The following is an 18,132-nucleotide window of genomic DNA, read 5'->3' as shown; positions in this document are numbered from 1 at the left end:
CCAGGTAGGCGAAGGCGCGGAAGTTGGCGGAAGGAACTGCGGAAGTGCGGTGGCTGGGGGAGCTGGAGGCCGAGATCATGGACTGTCTGTGGAAGTGGGGAAGGCCCGCCACCGTGCGTGAGGTGGTCGACGACATCAACACGCGCCGCCCCGCCGCCTACACGACCGTCATGACGGTGGCTTCGATTCTCCACACCAAGGGCTGGCTGACCAGGCAGAAGCAGGGCCAGGCATGGCTCTACACCCCGGTGCGCAGCCGGGAGGCGTACTCGGCCGCCCTGATGGAGGACGCGCTGGGAGCGAGCGAGGACCGCCCGGCCGCGCTGGCCCACTTCGTGGAACGCATGTCGGACGACGAAGTGGCCGCGCTGCGCGAGGCGTTGCGGGCCGTCAACCGCGACGTCGAGCCGTGAACGCGGCTCCCGCGCTGCTCGGATACGCCGCCGCCGTGGGCGTCCTCGCGCCGCGCGTGATGCTGCGCAGCGGGTGGCCGCACCGGGCGCCGGTGCTGGCCGCCGCCGTGTGGTTCGCGCTCGCCGTCTCGTTCTCCGTATGTGTCGCCCTCGGCGCACTGCACCTCGCGACGCCGGGCGCCCATCTGCACGGCATCCTCTATTCGTGCGGCGTGGCACTGGGAGTCGGCCCGCCGGACGTCGGCGCGGTACGGCGTCTGGGCATCGTCGTCCCGGTGGCCGTGCCGGCGGCTCAGGTGGCCGCCTTCACCTACCACGTACTACGCGCCCGCGCGGCTCGTACCCGGCACCGCGAGATCCTCGACAAGGTGGGCCGGCCGTCGGCGCGGCTGGGCGCCACGGTGCTCGATCACGCGACCCCGGCCGCCTACTGCCTGCCGGGCCGCCGTTCCAGGATCGTGGTGAGCAGCGGCGCCGTCGAACTGCTCTCCGACGCCGAGATCGCCGCCGTCGTGGCGCACGAACGGGTCCACATCGCCGGCCGCCATCATCTGCTTCTCGCGGCGGCGCGGTCCTTCGCCGTCGTGTTCAGAGGAGTGCCGCTGGCCCGGCACGCGGGGCAGCAGATCCCTCTTCTGCTGGAGATGGCCGCCGACGACGGCGCCCTGCACGTCCATCCCCAACGGACGCTGGTCACCGCGATGTTCGAGATGGCCTCGGCGGGCGCGGCCCCGAAGGGCGCGCTGTCGGCGGGGGGACGCACGGTGCACATACGGCTGCGCCGGATTCTGGCCCCCGCACGGCGTACACATCCCGCGTTCCGGGCCACGGTGGCCGGGGCTGCCGCACTGATGCCACTGCTGCCCCTCCTGGTCGCCTGCCCGCCGGGACTGTATTAGAGACGTACGCCCCACATGAACGGCATGCCGCTGCGCGCGATCGACTCGTAGCGCACCTGGGCGCCCGGTTTGGGGGAGTGGAGGATCTGGCCGTTCCCGGCGTAGAAGCCGACATGGCTCAGGTCGGTGCGCATGATGATGAGGTCGCCCGGCTTGAGCGCGCTCTGGGAGTTGATCCGGGTGCCGACATTGGCCTGGGCCTGGGACGTACGGGGTATGGAGACACCGGCCTGCTGGAACGCCCAGGACGTCAGCCCGGAGCAGTCGAAGGAGTTGGGTCCGGTCGCTCCCCATACGTACGGCATGCCGACCCGGCTCTTCGCCGCCGCGAAGGCCGCCGCGCCGCGCTGTGACGCGCTGGACTCGTTGCCGAGGTCGACGCGGTCGCTGTCGCGGTTCACCCGCTCCTCCTCGGCCGCCCGCTCGGCACGCTCCTCGGCCGTCAGCGAGTTGAGGAGCGTCTGGGCCTTCGCCAGCTTGCCCTGGATCTCCTTCTTCTTGCTCCCCAGTTCCTTACGGGTGTCCTGAAGCGCCTTCAGCTGCTCGCCGGCCCGAGTCCGCTGCTGCTGAAGCGCGCGCTGCTGGGACAGGTACTGCTTGAGCGTCTCGGCCTGCCGGTCGCTCAGCCGCTCCATGTCGGACGCCTTGTCCAGATAGCTGTCCGGGTCCGTGGAGAGCATCAGCTGCACCGAGGGGTCGAGCCCGCCGCTGCGGTACTGGGCGGTGGCCACCGAGCCGAGCTGGTTGCGGAGTTCGTTGAGACCGTCCTGGCGGCGGGCCGCCGCGTCCTGGAGATCGCCGACCTGCTTCTCCAGCTTGCCGGCCTTCTCCTTCGCCCCGCTGTACTTCTCCGTGGCCTGGGTCGCCTCCTCGTACAGGCGGTCGATCTGCGCCTGGACGCCCTTCTTGTTCGGGTCGGGAAGCGGGTCGGCGGACGCCGACTGGGTCGACAGCGCCACTGCCGCGGCGGCGGTGGCGGTGAGCACGCCCGTGTACGCGGGGGTCGGCTGCTTCGGACGACGGTGGGACGCCACTGAGGCGAGCTCCTTCTTCCTCGGCCGCTGCCGGACGCGACGGACAGCTCGGCTGTCCTCCGACTCCGCGCGGACGCAGCGGATTTGGCGGCACCTTCACTGCCGATCCGGGTGTGGAAACGGCCGCACGAAGGCTCGATCACGCATACTAATCATCTTAGTGGCTTGGTTCCAAGCCTGGTCCGTCGAGGCGCCCGCGCGCATGACCGACGGGATGAACGGCACGTCCCACCGGTACGTACCTCCCCACACACCCCGCCCGCAGGAAGGCAACACCGGTGACGGCACCCCGCGCTCATCCCGCCCGCGCCACCATGGCCGCGCTCGCCGTGTCCCTCCTCCTGGCGCCCCTGGCCATCGGATGCTCGGCGGACCCGGCCGCCAAGGAGGGCCCCTCACCCCGGAAGGCGACTGCCACGCCCGTCCCCTCGCCCGCCCCCGCGAGCATCGAGAAGATCGCGTCAATGACGGGCTGCGCGGCGGAGATGCGCACCGACGCCGAGGAACTCCGTGAAGCCGTCTGCGTCACCTCGGAGGGCAACTGGATCGTGACGACCTTCCCGACGGAGAAACTCAAACTGACGTGGCTGGACACCGCGAGCATGTACGGCGGTACCTACCTCGTCGGTCCGAAGTGGGCCATCGGTGCCGAGCCGCGACTGCTCAAGAAGCTCCGCACGAAGGTCGGCGGCGAGGTCGAAGCGCTCCGCGGCATGAGTTGACGGGTGGGCCCGCGGGCACCCTCAGTGTTGTTTGAAGGTCACTTCCTTCGTGTCCTCGGCGTGCTCGAAGGTGCCGGTGAAGCCCCAGTTCTGCCAGCCACCGTCACCGTTGTTGGTGATGGTTCCCTCGTCGATGGAGAACACGTCGACACCGTCGACCACCGCCAGGTGCTCCAGACCGGAGACTCCGGTGAAGGAGAGGTCGTTGAACGACTTCACCGCGATGATGTTCGTGTCGGGGAATGCACGGCCGTACTCCTCGATCAGCGATCGGGACAGTTCGCCGTCGTCGCCCGGCACATCGCCGGAGTAGTCGGTCCCCGGATACGGCCCGCCGTCCGTGTACTTCGGCGTCTCGTCGTTGAAGTTGACCGTGCCCGTTCCGGTGGGGGTGGAATCGGCGTCCAGGTCGGCGGGTTCCGGCTGTTCGAACGTCGCCTGCATGCCGTCGCGGGTGAACTCCCCGTAGAAGGCCCAGTTGGTGTATCCGCCGTCGCCGTCATTGCTGAACGTGCCCTTGTCGAAGACGTGGACATCGAACACCGCCCGGCCGGAGGCGATGTCGTCCCCCTGCTCGTCATCGTGGTATTCGTTGGAATTCAGCCGGTACCTGCCCTGATGGACGAACGAATCCGGCTCCTGGACCCAGTGCGACGACTGCTCCGAGTGCATCGCGACCACGTTGTAGTCGGGGAAGCAGCGGCGCATGTCGTTCACGAGCATCCGGACCGACTGGGTCGAGGCTTCGTTGTTCAGCGGGGAGTAGGTGTTGTAGTACCTGCTCCGGTCGGGCAGTTCCTGCCCCTCGACCTGGCAGCCCTCGTCGCCGGGCTTCCAGCCCTCCTTCCGCTTGGGGCGTGGCGGCTCCTGGAACGTGACGGTGCGGCGGTCCTCGCTGACGTCGAAGACGCCGTGGAACCCGCGGTTCTTCCAGCCGAGGTCGGCGTCGTCGGCCCAGGTGAACGTGCCGGTCCTGAACGCGTAGACGCGGTACGTCGAACCGCTGATCTCGACGGTCTCGATCAGGGCCGCACCGTCCATCTGCTGAAGATTGCCCTCGTGGGGCTGCGCGATGACGATGTTGTGGTCGGGGAGGCAGTAGGCGAGGTCCGCGAGCGCCAGCTGGACCCGCTTCTCCTTGTTCTTCTCGTTGTCGATCTTGTCGATGACAAGGTTGACGAGGTACGAGTACCCCCAGGCGGCGGCCTTGCTGAGGGGGCCGTTGCCCGGAACGGAGATCGACGAGTTGGACGCCCGTTCCCGCGGCTCGAAGCAGAGGCTGGGAAGCGCGTTCCCGACGTCGTCGTCGGATTCACGGTCGGATTCGCCGCCGGGCACGTCATCGAGAACGTCACCGGGCACGTCACCGGTCACTCGGGGTTCTTCACCGGGGGCGGTGGCAGGCTTGACGGGTTCGTCGGGATCGGGCCGGTGTTCGTCGGCGGAGCCGTTGCCGCCGCAGTCGGTGCCGCGCCCCATCTCCACGATGCGGCAGACATGTTCGTGTGCGTAGCCGGCGATGTCGCCCCCGATATTGGTGGCGACGATCGCGCCGGCCACGAGGGCGACGACCCCCAGCGTCCCGAGGTACTCAACCGCCGTCTGTCCCGCGCTCGTTCGTACGCGTCGGCGTACTCCGTCGCTGCCTTGCACGTGTCACCTCGTCGTGGCCGGCTCCGGTCACCGGGGGCCGTACACCCGCCGGGAATCGCACTGTAACGACGACACCCGGCCCACGAGCAGGGTCCGAAGGCCCATACTCCGGGCCCAAATCGGCAGGTGGGGACCCAGAAGTCGTACGACCGTCCCGAAGCCGAAGCCGAAGCCGAAGCCGAAGCCGAAGCCGAAGCCGAGGCCGAGGCCGAGGCCGAAGCCGAGGCCGAAGCGTTGCGATGCCGATCGCGCATCGTGTTCACCGTCCCGCCGTCCCGCACTTGTGTCACAGATCATCGACAGCGTGAACCGTGCAGGCGCCTTCCGCGCTCTTGCCGGGCGGACCGCGACCCACCGTCAGCCGACCGCACCAGCCGAGGAGACACCTGCCATGTCCGAGACCTCCACTTCCGTGATCCGGCGCCTTCGTGGCAGGGCCACGGGACTCGTCGTGACCGGTACGGCTCTTGTCCTCGCCGCCCCGATCCCGGCGACGGCCGTGGCCGGTCGGACCCTCGGCGCCTCGGCCGACCCGGTCTCCGTCATGAAGTACACCGCCAAGGAGCGCCGGGAAGCCCTCGCCTACTGGACTCCCGCCCGCATCAAGGCGGTTGGGAAGTCCGTTGACCTCGGTCCGACCGGGCCGAAGGCGAAGCCGTATCGGGGTACCGCTCCGAAGACCGTGGGGCGGCTCTTCTTCGTCAACTCGAGGGGCGCCGACACCTGGTGCACGGCCACCGCCGTCAAGAGCGCCAACCGCTCCGCCGCGCTGACCGCCGCCCACTGCGTGCGGCTGGGCTCCTCGCCCGGCAACACCAACACCACGATGGTGTTCGTCCCCGGTTACAACAAGGGCAAGAAGCCGCACGGCACCTTCGCGGTCCGCACCGTCGCGACCCCGCGCACCTGGGAGACGGACTCGACCAACGACGTGGCCGCGCTGGTCGTGGACGCGGACAAGAACGGCAAGAAGCTCACCGACGTCGTGGGCGGCCAGCCCATCGCCTTCAACCGCGCTGTCGGCGGCACCGTCTCCGCCCTCGGCTACTCCGCCACCCGCCCGCAGCTCGGCGAGGAACTGCTGCGCTGCGTCGGTAAGACGAAGAAGGAGATCGGCATGCAGGCGATCCCCTGCGACATGACCGGCGGCTCCAGCGGCGGCCCGTGGCTGGCCGACTTCGACACCAAGACCGGCAAGGGCGTCCTGGTCTCGGTCAACGCGTCGCTGGACGCCCTGACCCCCACCAAGATGTACGGAGAGGTCCTGGGAGCCACGGCCAAGAAGGTCTACGACAAGGCCCAGAACAGCTGACCGGGTCCACAGCCGGCTCCGGGGCGGCCTCACGGAGGCAGCCGGTGAGTTGCCGCTGTGGACATTTGTGCGGAGAAACGTCACTGCTGGCTGGGTACCCCGTCCGCCGTCAGGGCATTCACGTCCTTTCGTGTGATGACAGGTGAAGTAGGCAGGAGGGAGGGTAATTCGGCGTACCTACAGGAGGGCTGAGGATCACATATGACCGTTGAAGCCGACCGGGAAGCCGTACTGGCGCAGGCGTCCGGGCAGCAGCAGAGTCTGGCGACGGCCGCCGCGCGGAATCTGGCGACGATCGCGAAGTCCGTCCCGCAGATGCAGGAGACCTCGTCGCGGTGGCTGATGAGGATGCTGCCGTGGGTGGATGTGCGGGGCGGCACGTACCGGGTGAACCGGCGGTTGAGTTACGCCGTGGGGGACGGGCGCGTGACGTTCGTGCAGACCGGCGGACGGGTCTCGGTCGTCCCGGCCGGGTTGCGGGAGCTGCCCGCGCTCAGGGACTACGGCGACGAGGCGGTGCTCGGCGAGCTGGCCGGGCGGTGTGAGCAGGTCGAATTCGCGCCGGGTGCGGTGCTGGTCCGGGCCGGCGACGTGAAGGACCGCGTCTTCCTGCTGGCGCACGGCCGCGTCGACAAGGTCGGCACCGGGCCCTACGGCGAGGACACCGGTCTGGACGTCCTGGCCGACGGCGCCTACTTCGGTGACGAGTCTCTGACCGGCACGGACGCGTCCTGGGACTGCGCGTTCCGAGCCACCACAGCCTGCACGGTGCTGGTGCTCTCCCGCGAGGACGTCGACAACGTCGCGGCACGCGGTGACTCCCTGCGAAGCCATCTGAGCGCCGGCGCGGCGCTCCCGAGGCAGCGCACCAACGCGTACGGCGAGGCCGCGATCGACCTCTCGGCCGGACACGTGGGTGAGCCGCTCGTCCCGCACACCTATGTCGACTACGAGCCCGAACCGCGCGAGTACGGGCTCTCCATCGCACAGACGGTCCTGAAGGTTCACAGCCGTGTCGCGGACCTCTTCAACGATCCGATGAACCAGACCGAGCAGCAACTCCGCCTGACCCTCGAGGCGTTGCGCGAGCGCCAGGAGTACGAGCTCGTCAACAACAAGGAGTTCGGGCTGCTCGGCAACTGCGACTACGCGCAGCGCATCCAGCCCCACGACGGGGCTCCCACCCCCGACGACATGGACGAACTCCTCTCGCGCCGGCGCGGCAGCAAGTTCTTCCTCGCCCACCCCCGCGCCATTGCCGCCTTCGGCCGCGAGTGCAACAGACGCGGCCTGCTCATGGAGCCGGTGGACGTCGACGGTCACCGGGTCCCTTCCTGGCGCGGCGTGCCGATCTATCCGTGCGGGAAGATCCCCGTCAGCGAGGCCCGTACGACCTCGATCATGTGCATGCGTACGGGGGAGGACGACCAGGGCGTGATCGGGCTGCGGCAGACGGGCATCCCGGACGAGATCCAGCCGAGCCTTTCGGTGCGGTTCACGGGCATCGACGAGCAGGCGATCATCTCCTACCTCGTCACCGCCCACTACTCCGCCGCGATTCTCGTTCCCGACGCTCTCGGCATCCTGGAGAACGTCGAAGTCGGCCGCTGGCACTGACACCAGCCCCCTGCGCCCCACCCTGCCCCGCCCCGGCCCGCACACCCCTGGGCCGTCAGCGGGCGCGCCAAACTGCCCCCGTCCGAAAGGCACCTCACGCATGACCCGAACCAGCGGGGCCGACGGCCCCCCGTCGGCGTGGCACGGGCCACCGCCCGCTCGTCCACCGGTCCTCCCCACCGGCCGAGCCTTACCGGCTCCGCCGCCTTCCCCGGCACTCGAACGCCTGCTGGCCGGCCCCGCGGGGCTGGGTACCGCCGCCGCCCGTGCCTTTCACTCCCTCGGCCCGTCGGACGAAAAGGATCAACCGGCCGATCGGAACGCGGACGGGCGGACGGACTCGGGCACGGGTACCGACACCAGTGGCGACACGGCAGTGCGCATCCCGCCCCTGTACTGCCCCGACGCCCTGCGTGACGACCCCGCCCTCGGCGAGGAGGTCAACAACCGTCTGGTCGACTGGGCCGAGGAGATCGGGATCTTCACCGGGCGCCTCGAACGCCTGCGCTCACACCAGTTCGGGCACCTGTTCATGCTCGCCCATCCCGACTGCGACGACCCCGACCGCCTGATGGCCGCCGCCCGCTGCGGACTCGCGGAATGGTCCGTGGACGACCACTGGGTCGACGAGGGCGACGACACGGAACCGGAACTCCTGGGCTCCCGCCTCGCGATGACCCACGCGGTGGTCGACCCCGTCCGACTCCCCGCCCGCTACCTCGCACAGTTCGAGGAACTCGTAGGGCAACAACCCGTCCTGCGCGCCTTCCGGTCCAGCCTCGCCCACCTGTCCCAGATCGCCAGCACCACTCAGATGGCACGTCTGCGCCACGAACTCGCCGTCATGTTCGTCGGATACGGGCAGGAAGCCGAATGGCGCAACAGCGGACGCAGGCCCGCGGTGTGGGAGTACCTGCTGCACCGCTACGAGAACGCCTTCTACCCCTGCATGGTGCTGATCGACCCGGTCGGCGGTTACGAACTGCCCGCCCATGAGTTCGCCGACCCCACCGTGCGCCGTACGTACCTCTACGCGGGCATGGCCAACGTCCTTCTCAACGACGTCTATTCGATGGCCAAGGAAGATCCCGGCGACACCAACCTGCCCAATCTCATCGCCACCGAGGACAACTGCTCACTACAAGAAGCAGTCGACCGCACGGCGGCCATCCACGACGAACTCATGCACACCGTCGAGGCCGACTGCGCCGTTCTGGCGGCGGCCGGCTCCCCTCAACTGCGCCGATATCTGGCGGGGCTGTGGGCGTGGATGGGCGGCAGCAAACAGTGGCACGCGACCAGCCCGCGGTATCAGACCGCGCCGTGATGCCGCCCCGTAAACCCGTAAAACCCTTATGAAGGAGATGTCCATGACCATTCAGAACACCACCGCCCACCCCCTGCGCAGCCTCTACCAGAAGTCCGTCGCCAATTACTGGAACCAGGAGCGGAACCCCGTCAACCTCCGCCTCGGCGAGGTCGACGGCATCTACCACCACCACTACGGCATCGGTGACGTGGACCGGTCCGCACTCGACGGCCCCGAGGAGACCCGGCAGGAGCGCCTCACGGCCGAGCTGCATCGCCTGGAGTGCGCCCAGGCCGATCTGCTGATGAGCCACCTCGGCGACGTCACCCCGGCCGACCGCCTCATGGACTCCGGCTCGGGGCGCGGCGGCAGCAGTTTCGTCGCCCACAGCCGCTTCGGCTGTCAGGTCGACGGCGTCTCCATCTCCGAGACCCAGGTCGCCTTCGCCAACGGTCAGGCCGAGGAACGCGGCGTGGCGGACAAGGTCCGCTTCCACCTCAAGAACATGCTGCACACCGGTTTCGAGAGCGACACGTTCCAGGCCATCTGGAACAACGAGAGCACCATGTACGTGGACCTGGCCCTCCTGTTCCCCGAATACGCCAGGCTCCTCAAGCACGGTGGCCGCTACGTCACCATCACCGGCTGCTACAACGACGCGTACGGACTGCCGTCCCGCGCCGTCAGCGAGATCAACGCCCACTACATCTGCAGCATTCATCCCCGCAGCAAGTACTTCAAGGAGATGGCCGCCAACCGCCTCGTCCCCGTCAGCGTCGTCGACCTGACCGCGGCGACCATCCCCTACTGGGAACTGCGCGCCCAGTCTCCGCTGGCCACCGGCATCGAGAAGGCCTTCCTGGACGCGTACAACGACGGCAGCTTCCAGTATCTGCTGATCGCGGCGGACAAGGTCTGACCCCCGCCTACAGGTAGCCGAAGAGCGACAGCCACCGCCGCTGATCGGCGTCGGCCGCGCCGAGCAGCGCCTTGGGTTCGAAGCGGACGACCTGCCCGCTGTTCACGGTCGGCAGGTCGTGCCCCATCACCTTCGGCGGGGTCACATCGCTGCGCGCGGGGAATTCGCCGATCTGACGGAAGACGTCCTGGCCGCGCTGCGACATGTTCCAGTCGAGGAAGAGTTCGGCGGCGGCCTCGTGCTTGGCCGACGTGGCCTTGCCGAGGTAGTAGTCGTACGCGGCCATGCCCTCCTCGGGCACCACGAAGTCGACGGGCGCGTTCTAGCTCGCCGCGATGTTGACGCTGCTGACGACCGCGGTCGCCACGGAGATCTCACCGCGCGCCAGGCTCTCCAGCGCCGCGCTCGACGAGTCGAAGATCCGAGGCTGCTGGTCGGCGAGGGCGGGCAGGTAGTCGGGGCCGAGCCGGTCCTCCTGGAACCTGGTCAGGGCGAGCGAACTGCCGCCCGCGCCGACCTGGGTGATGCCGAGGCTGCCTTTCCACTCCGCCTCGGTGAGGTCCTTCCAGGAGGTGGGCGCGTCCTTCTCGTCCACGAGAACGGTGTTGTAGGCGAATGTGTAGAGGGGGTCGAAGACGCGGTAGAACTCGCCGCCGTGGTAGCGGACGGTGTCGTCCAGCTTGTCGTAGCCCGGCACCTCGTGGGCCCGGAAGACCCCGGCCTCGCGCATCCGCGAGGCGATGTCGTAGTCGGAGGTGCGGACGACGTCGGCGCCGAGCCGGCCGGCGCCCTGTTCGCTCAGTACGCGCTCCGCGAGGCGGTTCGGGACGAGACGCACGAGGTCGACCTTGATGCCGGTGTCGTGCTCGAAGGCGCGGATGACCTGTTTCTCGGAGTTCTCGATGTAGCCGCTGTAGACGGAGAGTGAGCCCTCCTTCTTCGCGGCGGCCAACAGTTCGGCGTCGGCGATGTGTTCACCGTCCACGACGAGTCCGCCGGAGGTGTCGACCTGGGTGGCCGACAGGTCGACCACCGCGGTGGTGGGCGGCGGCGCGCAGGCCGCGGCGGCGGTCAGCGCCCCAACTGCGGTCAGTGCGGCCAGAGTGCGCGAGGTCTTGCGGTTCATCGGGCTCCGTCCACGGTCTTGGCGCCCAGAGACTTCGCGAGGAGTGCGATGACCAGGATCACGCCGCAGTAGAGCAGGCTCACCGTCGCCGCGCCCTGCATGGCGCCGTTGTCGAAGTTGTCGAAGATCATGATTGAGAGAAGCCGGGTGTCGGAGGTGAACAGGAAGAGAGCGGCCGACAGTTCACGCATGCAGAGCATCAGCAAGAACTGTTCCGTGAGGTGTCGCGGGACATCGAGAAGGGGTACGAGCGGTAGGAACCGGCCGGGTCGCGTTGTGGCCTCAAGCGTCGTCAGCCGTCGTCAGCCGTCGTCAGCCGTCGTGAGACGTGCGTCATGCGGACTCGGCGAGGAACTCCCGGGCGCCGCGAAGCCTGGTGCGAAGCGCCTGTTGTGTCGCGTCACTGTTCAGGCGGATGTCGAGCCCTCCGAGGAGCGTGGTGTCGGCGCGTCGACCGGAAGGCGGCAACGACGAACCGAACCCGGCCCGTCGGGCGACGAGGACACCGAGCTCGTAGCGGCTGAGGGCATCCGGCCCCGCGACATGACGCACGCCCGCCTAGTCGGACAGCGCCAGTTCCAGAAGCGCCGCGGCCAAGTCGGTCACATGAACCGGGCACCGAACGTCGTCGGTGAACAGGACCCCGTCACGCGTGCCCACCATCAGCTCACACACGGCCCGTTCATGCGTGGACCGACCGTCCCCGATGATCAGCGACGTACGTGCGACCACCGCGTCACCGGCCACGAGCCGTACGCCCGTCTCGGCCGCCGCCTTCGCGGCTCCGTACGGCGTGACCGGATCGGGGAGGCAGCCCTCGTCGTAAAGCACCTGAGCGCCGGAGAACACGGCGTCGCTGGAGACATGTACCAAGCGGCAGCCGCGTTCCGCCGCGATCATCGCCACGCGGACGGCGCCGTCGGCCGTGACCGGCCAATCAGCGTTCCCGCTCGACGCGTTGATGACAACGGCGGGGGCCACCTCGGCCATCACACCGGAGATCTGATCGGCATCGCGTAGGTCGAGGCGGTGCCACGCGACGTCCCGGGCGTCGCCGGGGCGGGTGGCGAAGGTGGCGGCCGTGTCCTGGCCCGCGGCGCGCGTCAGGCGTACCAACTCGGTTCCCAGGAACCCGCTGCCGCCGATGATCAGGACCGTCATGCCCCGACACGATAGTGACGCGAGCGCGGGGCCGACCGTCGGCTTTGCGCCGAGCGTGTGGCCGAAGTGCCCATCAGCCGCCCCGCGTACCTTCGGGACTGGCTCGGCAGGACGCTGACCAGGTACGCGAATGGCAACGGCAGTTGACGAACGCTGCCCGCTCCGGGCAATGACACGGTGGCCCACAACGGCAAAGATCCTCACACCGACAACCTGCGATGGAGGTACACACCCATGAGAGCGACCCGCGCCGCTTTGCACGTCGTGGCCACCGCCCTGGCGCCGGCCCTCCTCTTCAGCACCCCGGCGTTCGCCGCCGGTTCGACGGCGACGTCGATGACCGTGACGGCCACGTCCGAGACGCTGGGGGACGAGTTGTCGGAGGACGACCTTCGCGTCGCCGTCCTTCGCATCCTGGCGGACGAGGACAGCGGCAGGGCGGTCGTCCGGGAAGCCAACGAGGCACTCGACGACGGCACTCCGGAGGCCCTGCGGAACTTCCTGGAAACCGGCTACCGCCTCGCCCAGGCCGAGGACGACCGCGTCGCCGTCTTCCGTATCCTGGCCAACCCCGCCATCAGTGACGCCCTCCGCGCGGCTGCCGAGGAAGCGGTCGACGGTGCGCCGGAGGAGCTGCGTCACTTCCTGGAGGTCGGGCAGTACGAGGTGGACGGCTAGACCGGCCTGTCCGGCAACGCGACAGTGGCCGCCGCCTCTCCCCGTAGCCAGGGCTCTTGCCCCCGGCTCTCCGCCGATCCGCCTAGGTCGTGTCTTCAAAGTAGCGCTGTCCGCCCGCAGGGCGGGGCCCGCGGTGGCTGGTGCGGTGCATCGCAAGGCGGAGGATCGGTCTCGTACTGGGCGTACTTGGCCGACTCCGACAACGCGGCGAGGTGCCGTGCCAGGCGTCGCGGGCCAGGCGGGACTTTGAAGACACGGCCTAGCCCAACTCCAGCTCCCCGACTTTCTGATCCCCGCTCATCTCGCCCGTCGGCCGGAATCCGAGCCCCAGGTAGAAACCCTCGGGGCCGTCCTCGCCCGGATGCCAGGTGGTGGTCAGGCGGGTGCCGCCGCGGCGGCGGATTTCGGCGGCCACGGACTCGACCGCGAAGCGGCCGTAGCCGTGTCCCTGTTCACCGGCCGCGATGTTGAGCCGCCACAGACCCGAGCGGATGTCGGCGCCCTTGCCGTCGCCCGCGAAGTCGATGCCGAGGAAGGCCATGAGGAAGCCGACAGGCCGGTCGCCGTCGAAGATGAGGCGGGGCCAGGCTACGCCGGGGTACACGTATGCCTCGGCGAGGGACTTCACCACCGGCGCCACCAGGTGCTCCTGGTCGGGGCGAACCTTCAGACCGATCGCGACATCGAAGTTGGCCGCAGTGACCGTTTCCAGGCGGAGCGTCGTCGTCATGCGGCAACCGTAAGCCTGCGGATCAAGCCCTTTGGCGTCGCCCACGTCCCGGCTCCACGTTCTGATCCATGAAGCACGACCTCGGACCGACCACGGCGACCCACGGGGTTGTCGTCCACCGGGCAGCGCTCGGGACGGCCGCTATCGCGGTACGGGTGTCTCGCCCGAGACGGCGACGCCTGCCTGGCGGAAGTCGTCCAGGGTCGAGGCCGTGGTGTCGGGGGCGACGCCGACCGAGTAGTCCAGGAGCACGCGGGCGCGGAACCCCGCCTTGACGGCGTCCAGCGCGGTCGCGCGCACGCAGTGGTCCGTGGCGATGCCCACCACGTCGACGTCCTCCACCCCGCGAGAGCGCAGCCAGTCCGTCAGGGGCGTGCCTTGTTCGTCCGCGCCTTCGAAGCCGCTCTTGGAGGCGCTGTGGGCGCCCTTGAAGAAGACGGCGTCGATCCTGCCGCCGGCGACTGCGGGGGCGAAGTGGGGGTGGAATTCGCCGCCTTCGTTTCCTGCCACGCAGTGGACGGGGAAGCTGTCCTTGTAGTCGGGGTTCTCGGAGAAGTGACTTCCCGGGTCGATGTGGTGGTCCCGGGTCGCGACGACGTACTCGTAGTCACGGCCCCCGCTCCGCTCCACCAGCTCAGCGATCGCCGCGGCGATCCGTGCGCCGCCCGCGACGGGGACGCTGCCTCCCTCACAGAAGTCGTTCTGCACATCCACGACGATCAAGCCTCGGCTCATCACGAACACCCTTCAGCACGACGGAACAGAGCAGGTTTCTCGAACACAACCCGCAGTGATACCGGCTCCTCCCCGCCCATGGGGCCGGCATCCGTGCCCGCTCCCCCGAACGGAGGCACACCTTCACCGCAGAAACGATCACCTTCCGCGCCGGGCGTACAGGGAACGGGCGCTGGCCCGGCTGCTGCGCGCCACAGGCCGCCCCGTCCCGACCGTGGTGGCCGGCATCCCCCCGCCACGTTCCGAAGGCGCCGTCGACGATCTCGCGGTGGGCATCGGGCGCGAATTGTTCACCCGTCGCCCACGAACGACTGCTCCGCCACCACCACAGCGCCCTGCTGCACGATCGCGTGTGACCACGGAACGGTGTACGGAGGGGCGGAAGCATCAACCACCGCCACCAGGGCCCGACTTCGGCACCCGACGCCACCCGACCCACCCGCCCCCAACCCACCGCCACCGAGTAAGACCCCCGGCGGCGGTGCCGGTCGGGACCGCCACTCACCTGGCCAGTTCCGCCGCTTCGTCCAGCCGCGTCAGTTTCCGCGGGTTGGCCACCGCGTAGATCCGGGCGATCCGTCCGTTCTCCACCACGAGGCTCACCGCGACCAGGTGGCCGTCGATCTCGACCCGGCCGGCGGGCGCCCCGTTGAGCCATATGGTCGTCGTCTGGTACCTGACCACCCTGCGGTCGGCCCCCGTGAGCAGCTTCGCCACCGCTCCGGCCCCGTGGACCGGCACCCGGGCCGCCGTCGCCTGCCCACCGCCGTCGGCGATCAGGACCACGTCCGGCGCCATGACCTCCATCAGTTCCTGCAACCGTCCGGTCCGCAACGCGAGCAGGAACCGTTCCACCACGGCCCGCTGCTCCGACCGGCTCACACGCACCCGCGGCTGCCGGGCCGCCACATGGTCGCGTGCCCGGCGCGCGATCTGCCGCACCGTGGCCGGGGACTTGCCAACGGCCCCGGCGATCTCCCCGTACGGCATCTCGAAGACCTCGCGGAGTACGAACACCGCACGCTCCGTCGGCCCAAGGGTCTCCAGCACGGTCAGCATCGCGATCGAGACGCTCTCCGCGAGTTCGACGTCCTCGGCGACATCAGGGCTGGTCAGCAGCGGTTCCGGCAGCCACTCGCCGATGTACTCCTCTCGGCTGCGCGACAGCGTCCGCAGGCGGTTGAGCGCCTGCCGGGTGACGGTCCGCACGAGATACGCCCGCGGATCGCGCACCTGCGAGCTGTCGACGGCCGCCCATCGCAGCCAGGACTCCTGGAGCACGTCCTCCGCGTCGGCCGCCGACCCGAGCATCTCGTAGGCGACGGTGAACAGCAGGCTGCGATGGGCGACGAACGGGTCCCCGGTCATACCGTCGACGCCACGCCGGACTTCCCGGGACGGGCGGCCAGCGGAATCTCGCACGCGGCGGAGAAGCCCTGCGACTCGATCCCGAGCGCGTTGTTGCTCCTGGTCGCGAAGTTGGAGAAGGAGATGAACACGGTGAGTTCGACCAACGCCGCAGGGCCGAGCCGGTCGAGCAGACTCGCGGACAGTTCGTCGGTGACGGTCGGCGGTGTGTTCGTCATAGCCTCGGCGTACTCCAGCACGTCCCGCTCCAGCGCCGTGAACGCCTCCGACTCCCGCCAGCGTGGCACCTGGCTCGCCTTCGCCAGGTCCAGGTTCTGGTTCGCCGCCTGGAAGTAGCCGATGTCGAGGCACCAGCCGCAGCCGACCTGCGCAGCGACGGCCATGTGCGCGTACGACTTGAGACTCTCGTCGACCGAGTCCCACGTGCCCACTTTGCCTCCGATCCCCATGCTGGCCTCGGCGACCTGGGGGTTGTGCCAGGTCACTTCGACGGGCTCGGGCACGGCACCGAACCGTTTGACCAGGCTCTCCCTGAGTTCGGTGGTGAGTTCCGCCTTCGGGACGCGTAGCGCCATGATGTTCTCCTTGTACGTTCGCCGGTCAGCCGGTTCGGATGTCCGGCTGTTCGACATGAAGACACCGGCGGACGCGCGAACGTGACAGCTACGCGTGGAAGCCGCTGCACACGATGGACGTGTACTTCGTCGGTCCGCCCTCGACGTGGTACAGCACCACGGTCCAGTCGCCCGGATCGTCACTCACCGGGATCGCGTCGACCGTCCGCGCGCCGAAGTGGGCCTGGAAGTCGTCGGGGTACCGGAACTTGATGGTGCCGCCCGAGGACCACTTGGAGTAGAGGTCGACGGGCTTGCTGGTGAAGCCGATGCCCTTCCCCGTCGACTTGAGGGGGCGACCGGTGCTGCGGTCGGTCTCGTGCGGAGGGCGTACCCCGAGGGACACGTAGTACGGCGCGGGACGCTTTCCCTTCCCGGAGTTCTCGGCGCGGAAGGACAGCGAGGCGGTGCCCGAGCCGGTGGTGTGCGAGACCGAGGACTGCATGGTCCTCGGTGGCGAGGAGTCGGCGAGACTGTCCAGGTCGCAGGTGCCGATGCCCTGGGATGCCTGGACCGGATCGTCCGAAAGAGTCCAACGGGCCTGCGAGACACGGTCGTTCACGATGTGGTCCGGTGGGCCCTGCGGCGGCTCGTCCTTCGCGTCGCCCTTCGCGTCGTCCTTCGTGTTGTCTTTCGCGTCGTCCTTCGAACCATCCTTGGCGTTCGGCTCGGACGTGGTGGCCCCGGCGCCCGCCTCGGTGTCCTTGTCGTCGCCCTGCCCGGGGAGCAGCCAGAGCGCCAACGGCACGACGAGCCCCAGCGCGCACACCGCGAGCCAGCCCTTGCGGCGCCGGGGCCGGGCGGCGGGAGTCGGCTGACGGTCCGGCGCGGCGTACGGGGTGCTCTCGTCGTCGTATCCCCAGCGTGCGGGCTCGGCGGGCGGCGTGGCGTGCACGGGCTCGGGCTCGGCTTCGAGTTCGGGCGCCGCTGCGGAGACGTGCTCCGGTGCGGCTTCGGCATCGCGCGCCACCGAGCGGTAATGCGCGTCCGCCGCCAGCGCGGAGTCCACCGCGCATCCCGCGATGACGGCGCCCAACTCGGGCCGGTCGGCCGGGTCCTTGGCGACGCAACGCCGGATCAGCGCGGCCAGATCGTCCCGTACGCCCTCCAGGTTGATGTCCTCGTGAACGGTCCGGTAGCTCACCGCCGAGGCCTCCCCACCGCCGTACGGAGGCCGGCCGGTCGAGGCAAAGGCGATCGTCGCTCCCAGCGCGAAGATGTCCGCCGCCGGACCGACCTCGTTACGGAGGAGCACCTCGGGCGCGGCGTAGCCGGGTGTCCCCGGTGCCATTCCGACCAGGGTGAGGAGCGTCTGTTCGAGTCCCCGTGCGATGCCGAAGTCGATCAGCTGCGGTCCTTGCGGCGCGAGGATGACGTTCTGCGGTTTCAGGTCCCGGTGCGTGACCCCGTGGACATGGACCGTGGCCAGCCCCTCGGCGAGCGCGGCGAACAGCCGCAGCGCGCTCTCGGGCGGGAACGGGCCGTTGGCGATCACCGCGTCGCGCAGTGTGGGTCCCGGCACGTACTCGGTGGCCAGCCAGTACGGGGACGCGTCGAGCGACGCCTCGATCAACTGGGCGGCGTAGGGGCTGCGTACGGCTTCCATGGTCGCGGCTTCCCGCCGGAACCGGGCCATCGATTCCGGATGGTCACTGATCTCGTCGCGGATCACCTTCACCGCCACCAGCCGGCCGCCCGGCGAACGGCCGAGATACACCTGTCCCATGCCGCCCGCGCCGAGCCGGGCGAGAATCTGCCACACGCCTATTCGCGCGGGATCTTGGGGTCGCAGCTCATCCACGGCACGACTTTGCCACACACGCGCGCCCGGCGGTCGACGAG

At 69.2% G+C, this 18,132-nt stretch carries 18 protein-coding genes and 1 pseudogene; 8 read left to right on the top strand and 11 right to left on the bottom strand.

Annotated elements, in window-relative coordinates:
• The first annotated feature begins 44 nt into the window (after positions 1–44).
• Entirely contained in the window at positions 45–413 is a 369-nt protein-coding gene (locus ACFWHU_RS03940) for a BlaI/MecI/CopY family transcriptional regulator (protein ID WP_385798101.1), read from the top strand.
• Entirely contained in the window at positions 410–1,312 is a 903-nt protein-coding gene (locus ACFWHU_RS03935; protein WP_387223728.1) for a M56 family metallopeptidase, read from the top strand. The genes ACFWHU_RS03940 and ACFWHU_RS03935 overlap by 4 nt, the downstream gene beginning before the upstream one ends.
• Here ACFWHU_RS03935 and ACFWHU_RS03930 read toward each other — a convergent pair.
• Positions 1,309–2,346 (bottom strand): NlpC/P60 family protein, encoded by a 1,038-nt coding sequence (locus tag ACFWHU_RS03930; protein ID WP_385798097.1) that lies wholly within the window; start codon positions 2,344–2,346, stop codon positions 1,309–1,311. The two genes, ACFWHU_RS03935 and ACFWHU_RS03930, sit on opposite strands and share 4 nt — an antisense overlap.
• A gap of 278 nt (positions 2,347–2,624) precedes the next feature.
• Between ACFWHU_RS03930 and ACFWHU_RS03925 the strand changes: the two genes are divergently transcribed.
• Entirely contained in the window at positions 2,625–3,068 is a 444-nt protein-coding gene (locus ACFWHU_RS03925) for a hypothetical protein (protein ID WP_387223726.1), read from the top strand.
• A gap of 21 nt (positions 3,069–3,089) precedes the next feature.
• Here the strand turns inward: ACFWHU_RS03925 and ACFWHU_RS03920 are convergent, their stop codons facing one another.
• Positions 3,090–4,721, bottom strand: a complete 1,632-nt coding sequence (locus ACFWHU_RS03920; RefSeq protein WP_387223724.1) for a hypothetical protein — start codon at positions 4,719–4,721, stop codon at positions 3,090–3,092.
• A gap of 391 nt (positions 4,722–5,112) precedes the next feature.
• On the opposite strand from ACFWHU_RS03920, the gene ACFWHU_RS03915 reads away from it, so the two are divergent.
• The 4 genes from ACFWHU_RS03915 to ACFWHU_RS03900 all read left to right on the top strand — a co-directional run bounded on the left by ACFWHU_RS03915 (position 5,113) and on the right by ACFWHU_RS03900 (position 9,878).
• Positions 5,113–6,033, top strand: a complete 921-nt coding sequence (locus tag ACFWHU_RS03915; RefSeq protein WP_385798091.1) for a trypsin-like serine peptidase — start codon at positions 5,113–5,115, stop codon at positions 6,031–6,033.
• A 201-nt stretch (positions 6,034–6,234) separates the two neighbouring features.
• Entirely contained in the window at positions 6,235–7,650 is a 1,416-nt protein-coding gene (locus ACFWHU_RS03910; RefSeq protein ID WP_387223722.1) for a family 2B encapsulin nanocompartment shell protein, read from the top strand.
• Between the two features lie 100 nt (positions 7,651–7,750).
• Positions 7,751–8,977 carry a family 2 encapsulin nanocompartment cargo protein terpene cyclase gene (locus ACFWHU_RS03905; RefSeq protein ID WP_387223720.1) on the top strand — a complete coding sequence of 409 codons (1,227 nt, stop codon included), beginning with the start codon at positions 7,751–7,753 and terminating at the stop codon, positions 8,975–8,977.
• A gap of 43 nt (positions 8,978–9,020) precedes the next feature.
• Positions 9,021–9,878, top strand: a complete 858-nt coding sequence (locus tag ACFWHU_RS03900) for a geranyl diphosphate 2-C-methyltransferase (protein WP_387223718.1) — start codon at positions 9,021–9,023, stop codon at positions 9,876–9,878.
• Between the two features lie 7 nt (positions 9,879–9,885).
• Here the strand turns inward: ACFWHU_RS03900 and ACFWHU_RS03895 are convergent, their stop codons facing one another.
• The 4 genes and pseudogenes from ACFWHU_RS03895 to ACFWHU_RS03880 form a co-directional block, all read right to left on the bottom strand.
• The gene (locus ACFWHU_RS03895) at positions 9,886–10,164 is read right to left on the bottom strand and encodes a hypothetical protein (RefSeq protein WP_387223716.1); all 279 of its coding nucleotides are present in this window, start codon (positions 10,162–10,164) and stop codon (positions 9,886–9,888) included.
• Positions 10,165–10,200: 36 nt separating this feature from the next.
• The gene (locus ACFWHU_RS03890; protein WP_387223714.1) at positions 10,201–11,004 is read right to left on the bottom strand and encodes an ABC transporter substrate-binding protein; all 804 of its coding nucleotides are present in this window, start codon (positions 11,002–11,004) and stop codon (positions 10,201–10,203) included.
• Entirely contained in the window at positions 11,001–11,195 is a 195-nt protein-coding gene (locus tag ACFWHU_RS03885) for a hypothetical protein (RefSeq protein WP_385798083.1), read from the bottom strand. The genes ACFWHU_RS03890 and ACFWHU_RS03885 overlap by 4 nt, the downstream gene beginning before the upstream one ends.
• Positions 11,196–11,337: 142 nt before the next feature.
• Positions 11,338–12,165, bottom strand: a pseudogene (locus tag ACFWHU_RS03880) (SDR family oxidoreductase).
• 234 nt (positions 12,166–12,399) lie between these two features.
• Between ACFWHU_RS03880 and ACFWHU_RS03875 the strand changes: the two are divergent.
• Positions 12,400–12,843, top strand: a complete 444-nt coding sequence (locus ACFWHU_RS03875; protein ID WP_387223711.1) for an ALF repeat-containing protein — start codon at positions 12,400–12,402, stop codon at positions 12,841–12,843.
• A 259-nt stretch (positions 12,844–13,102) separates the two neighbouring features.
• On the opposite strand, the gene ACFWHU_RS03870 is transcribed toward ACFWHU_RS03875, so the two are convergent.
• From ACFWHU_RS03870 to ACFWHU_RS03850, 5 genes are all read right to left on the bottom strand, one after another.
• Positions 13,103–13,573, bottom strand: a complete 471-nt coding sequence (locus ACFWHU_RS03870; protein ID WP_385798078.1) for a GNAT family N-acetyltransferase — start codon at positions 13,571–13,573, stop codon at positions 13,103–13,105.
• A 141-nt stretch (positions 13,574–13,714) separates the two neighbouring features.
• Positions 13,715–14,308, bottom strand: coding sequence for an isochorismatase family protein (locus ACFWHU_RS03865; RefSeq protein WP_387223709.1), 594 nt, complete (start codon positions 14,306–14,308; stop codon positions 13,715–13,717).
• A 501-nt stretch (positions 14,309–14,809) separates the two neighbouring features.
• Positions 14,810–15,676 carry an RNA polymerase sigma-70 factor gene (locus ACFWHU_RS03860; protein ID WP_387223707.1) on the bottom strand — a complete coding sequence of 289 codons (867 nt, stop codon included), beginning with the start codon at positions 15,674–15,676 and terminating at the stop codon, positions 14,810–14,812.
• Positions 15,673–16,251, bottom strand: coding sequence for a carboxymuconolactone decarboxylase family protein (locus tag ACFWHU_RS03855; protein WP_387223705.1), 579 nt, complete (start codon positions 16,249–16,251; stop codon positions 15,673–15,675). The genes ACFWHU_RS03860 and ACFWHU_RS03855 overlap by 4 nt, the downstream gene beginning before the upstream one ends.
• A gap of 88 nt (positions 16,252–16,339) precedes the next feature.
• On the bottom strand, positions 16,340–18,091 hold the full coding sequence (locus tag ACFWHU_RS03850) for a protein kinase (protein ID WP_387223703.1): 1,752 nt from the start codon (positions 18,089–18,091) through the stop codon (positions 16,340–16,342).
• Positions 18,092–18,132: the final 41 nt, after the last annotated feature.

The sequence above is a fragment of the Streptomyces sp. NPDC060366 genome (assembly GCF_042725135.1).
Classification (GTDB): Bacteria; Actinomycetota; Actinomycetes; order Streptomycetales; family Streptomycetaceae; genus Streptomyces.
Note: the sequence above shows the minus strand (reverse complement) of the source record. Positions and strands in the feature narration are given on the sequence as shown.

Bases quoted from the DNA above. Each gene is read 5' to 3' on its own strand.
- ACFWHU_RS03915 (WP_385798091.1), top strand. From the start codon at position 5,113: ATGTCCGAGACCTCCACTTCCGTGATCCGGCGCCTTCGTGGCAGGGCC.
- ACFWHU_RS03910 (WP_387223722.1), top strand. From the start codon at position 6,235: ATGACCGTTGAAGCCGACCGGGAAGCCGTACTGGCGCAGGCGTCCGGG.
- ACFWHU_RS03905 (WP_387223720.1), top strand. From the start codon at position 7,751: ATGACCCGAACCAGCGGGGCCGACGGCCCCCCGTCGGCGTGGCACGGG.
- ACFWHU_RS03900 (WP_387223718.1), top strand. From the start codon at position 9,021: ATGACCATTCAGAACACCACCGCCCACCCCCTGCGCAGCCTCTACCAG.
- ACFWHU_RS03895 (WP_387223716.1), bottom strand. From the start codon at position 10,164: ATGGCCGCGTACGACTACTACCTCGGCAAGGCCACGTCGGCCAAGCAC.
- ACFWHU_RS03890 (WP_387223714.1), bottom strand. From the start codon at position 11,004: ATGAACCGCAAGACCTCGCGCACTCTGGCCGCACTGACCGCAGTTGGG.
- ACFWHU_RS03885 (WP_385798083.1), bottom strand. From the start codon at position 11,195: ATGCGTGAACTGTCGGCCGCTCTCTTCCTGTTCACCTCCGACACCCGG.
- ACFWHU_RS03875 (WP_387223711.1), top strand. From the start codon at position 12,400: ATGAGAGCGACCCGCGCCGCTTTGCACGTCGTGGCCACCGCCCTGGCG.
- ACFWHU_RS03870 (WP_385798078.1), bottom strand. From the start codon at position 13,573: ATGACGACGACGCTCCGCCTGGAAACGGTCACTGCGGCCAACTTCGAT.
- ACFWHU_RS03865 (WP_387223709.1), bottom strand. From the start codon at position 14,308: ATGAGCCGAGGCTTGATCGTCGTGGATGTGCAGAACGACTTCTGTGAG.
- ACFWHU_RS03860 (WP_387223707.1), bottom strand. From the start codon at position 15,676: ATGACCGGGGACCCGTTCGTCGCCCATCGCAGCCTGCTGTTCACCGTC.
- ACFWHU_RS03855 (WP_387223705.1), bottom strand. From the start codon at position 16,251: ATGGCGCTACGCGTCCCGAAGGCGGAACTCACCACCGAACTCAGGGAG.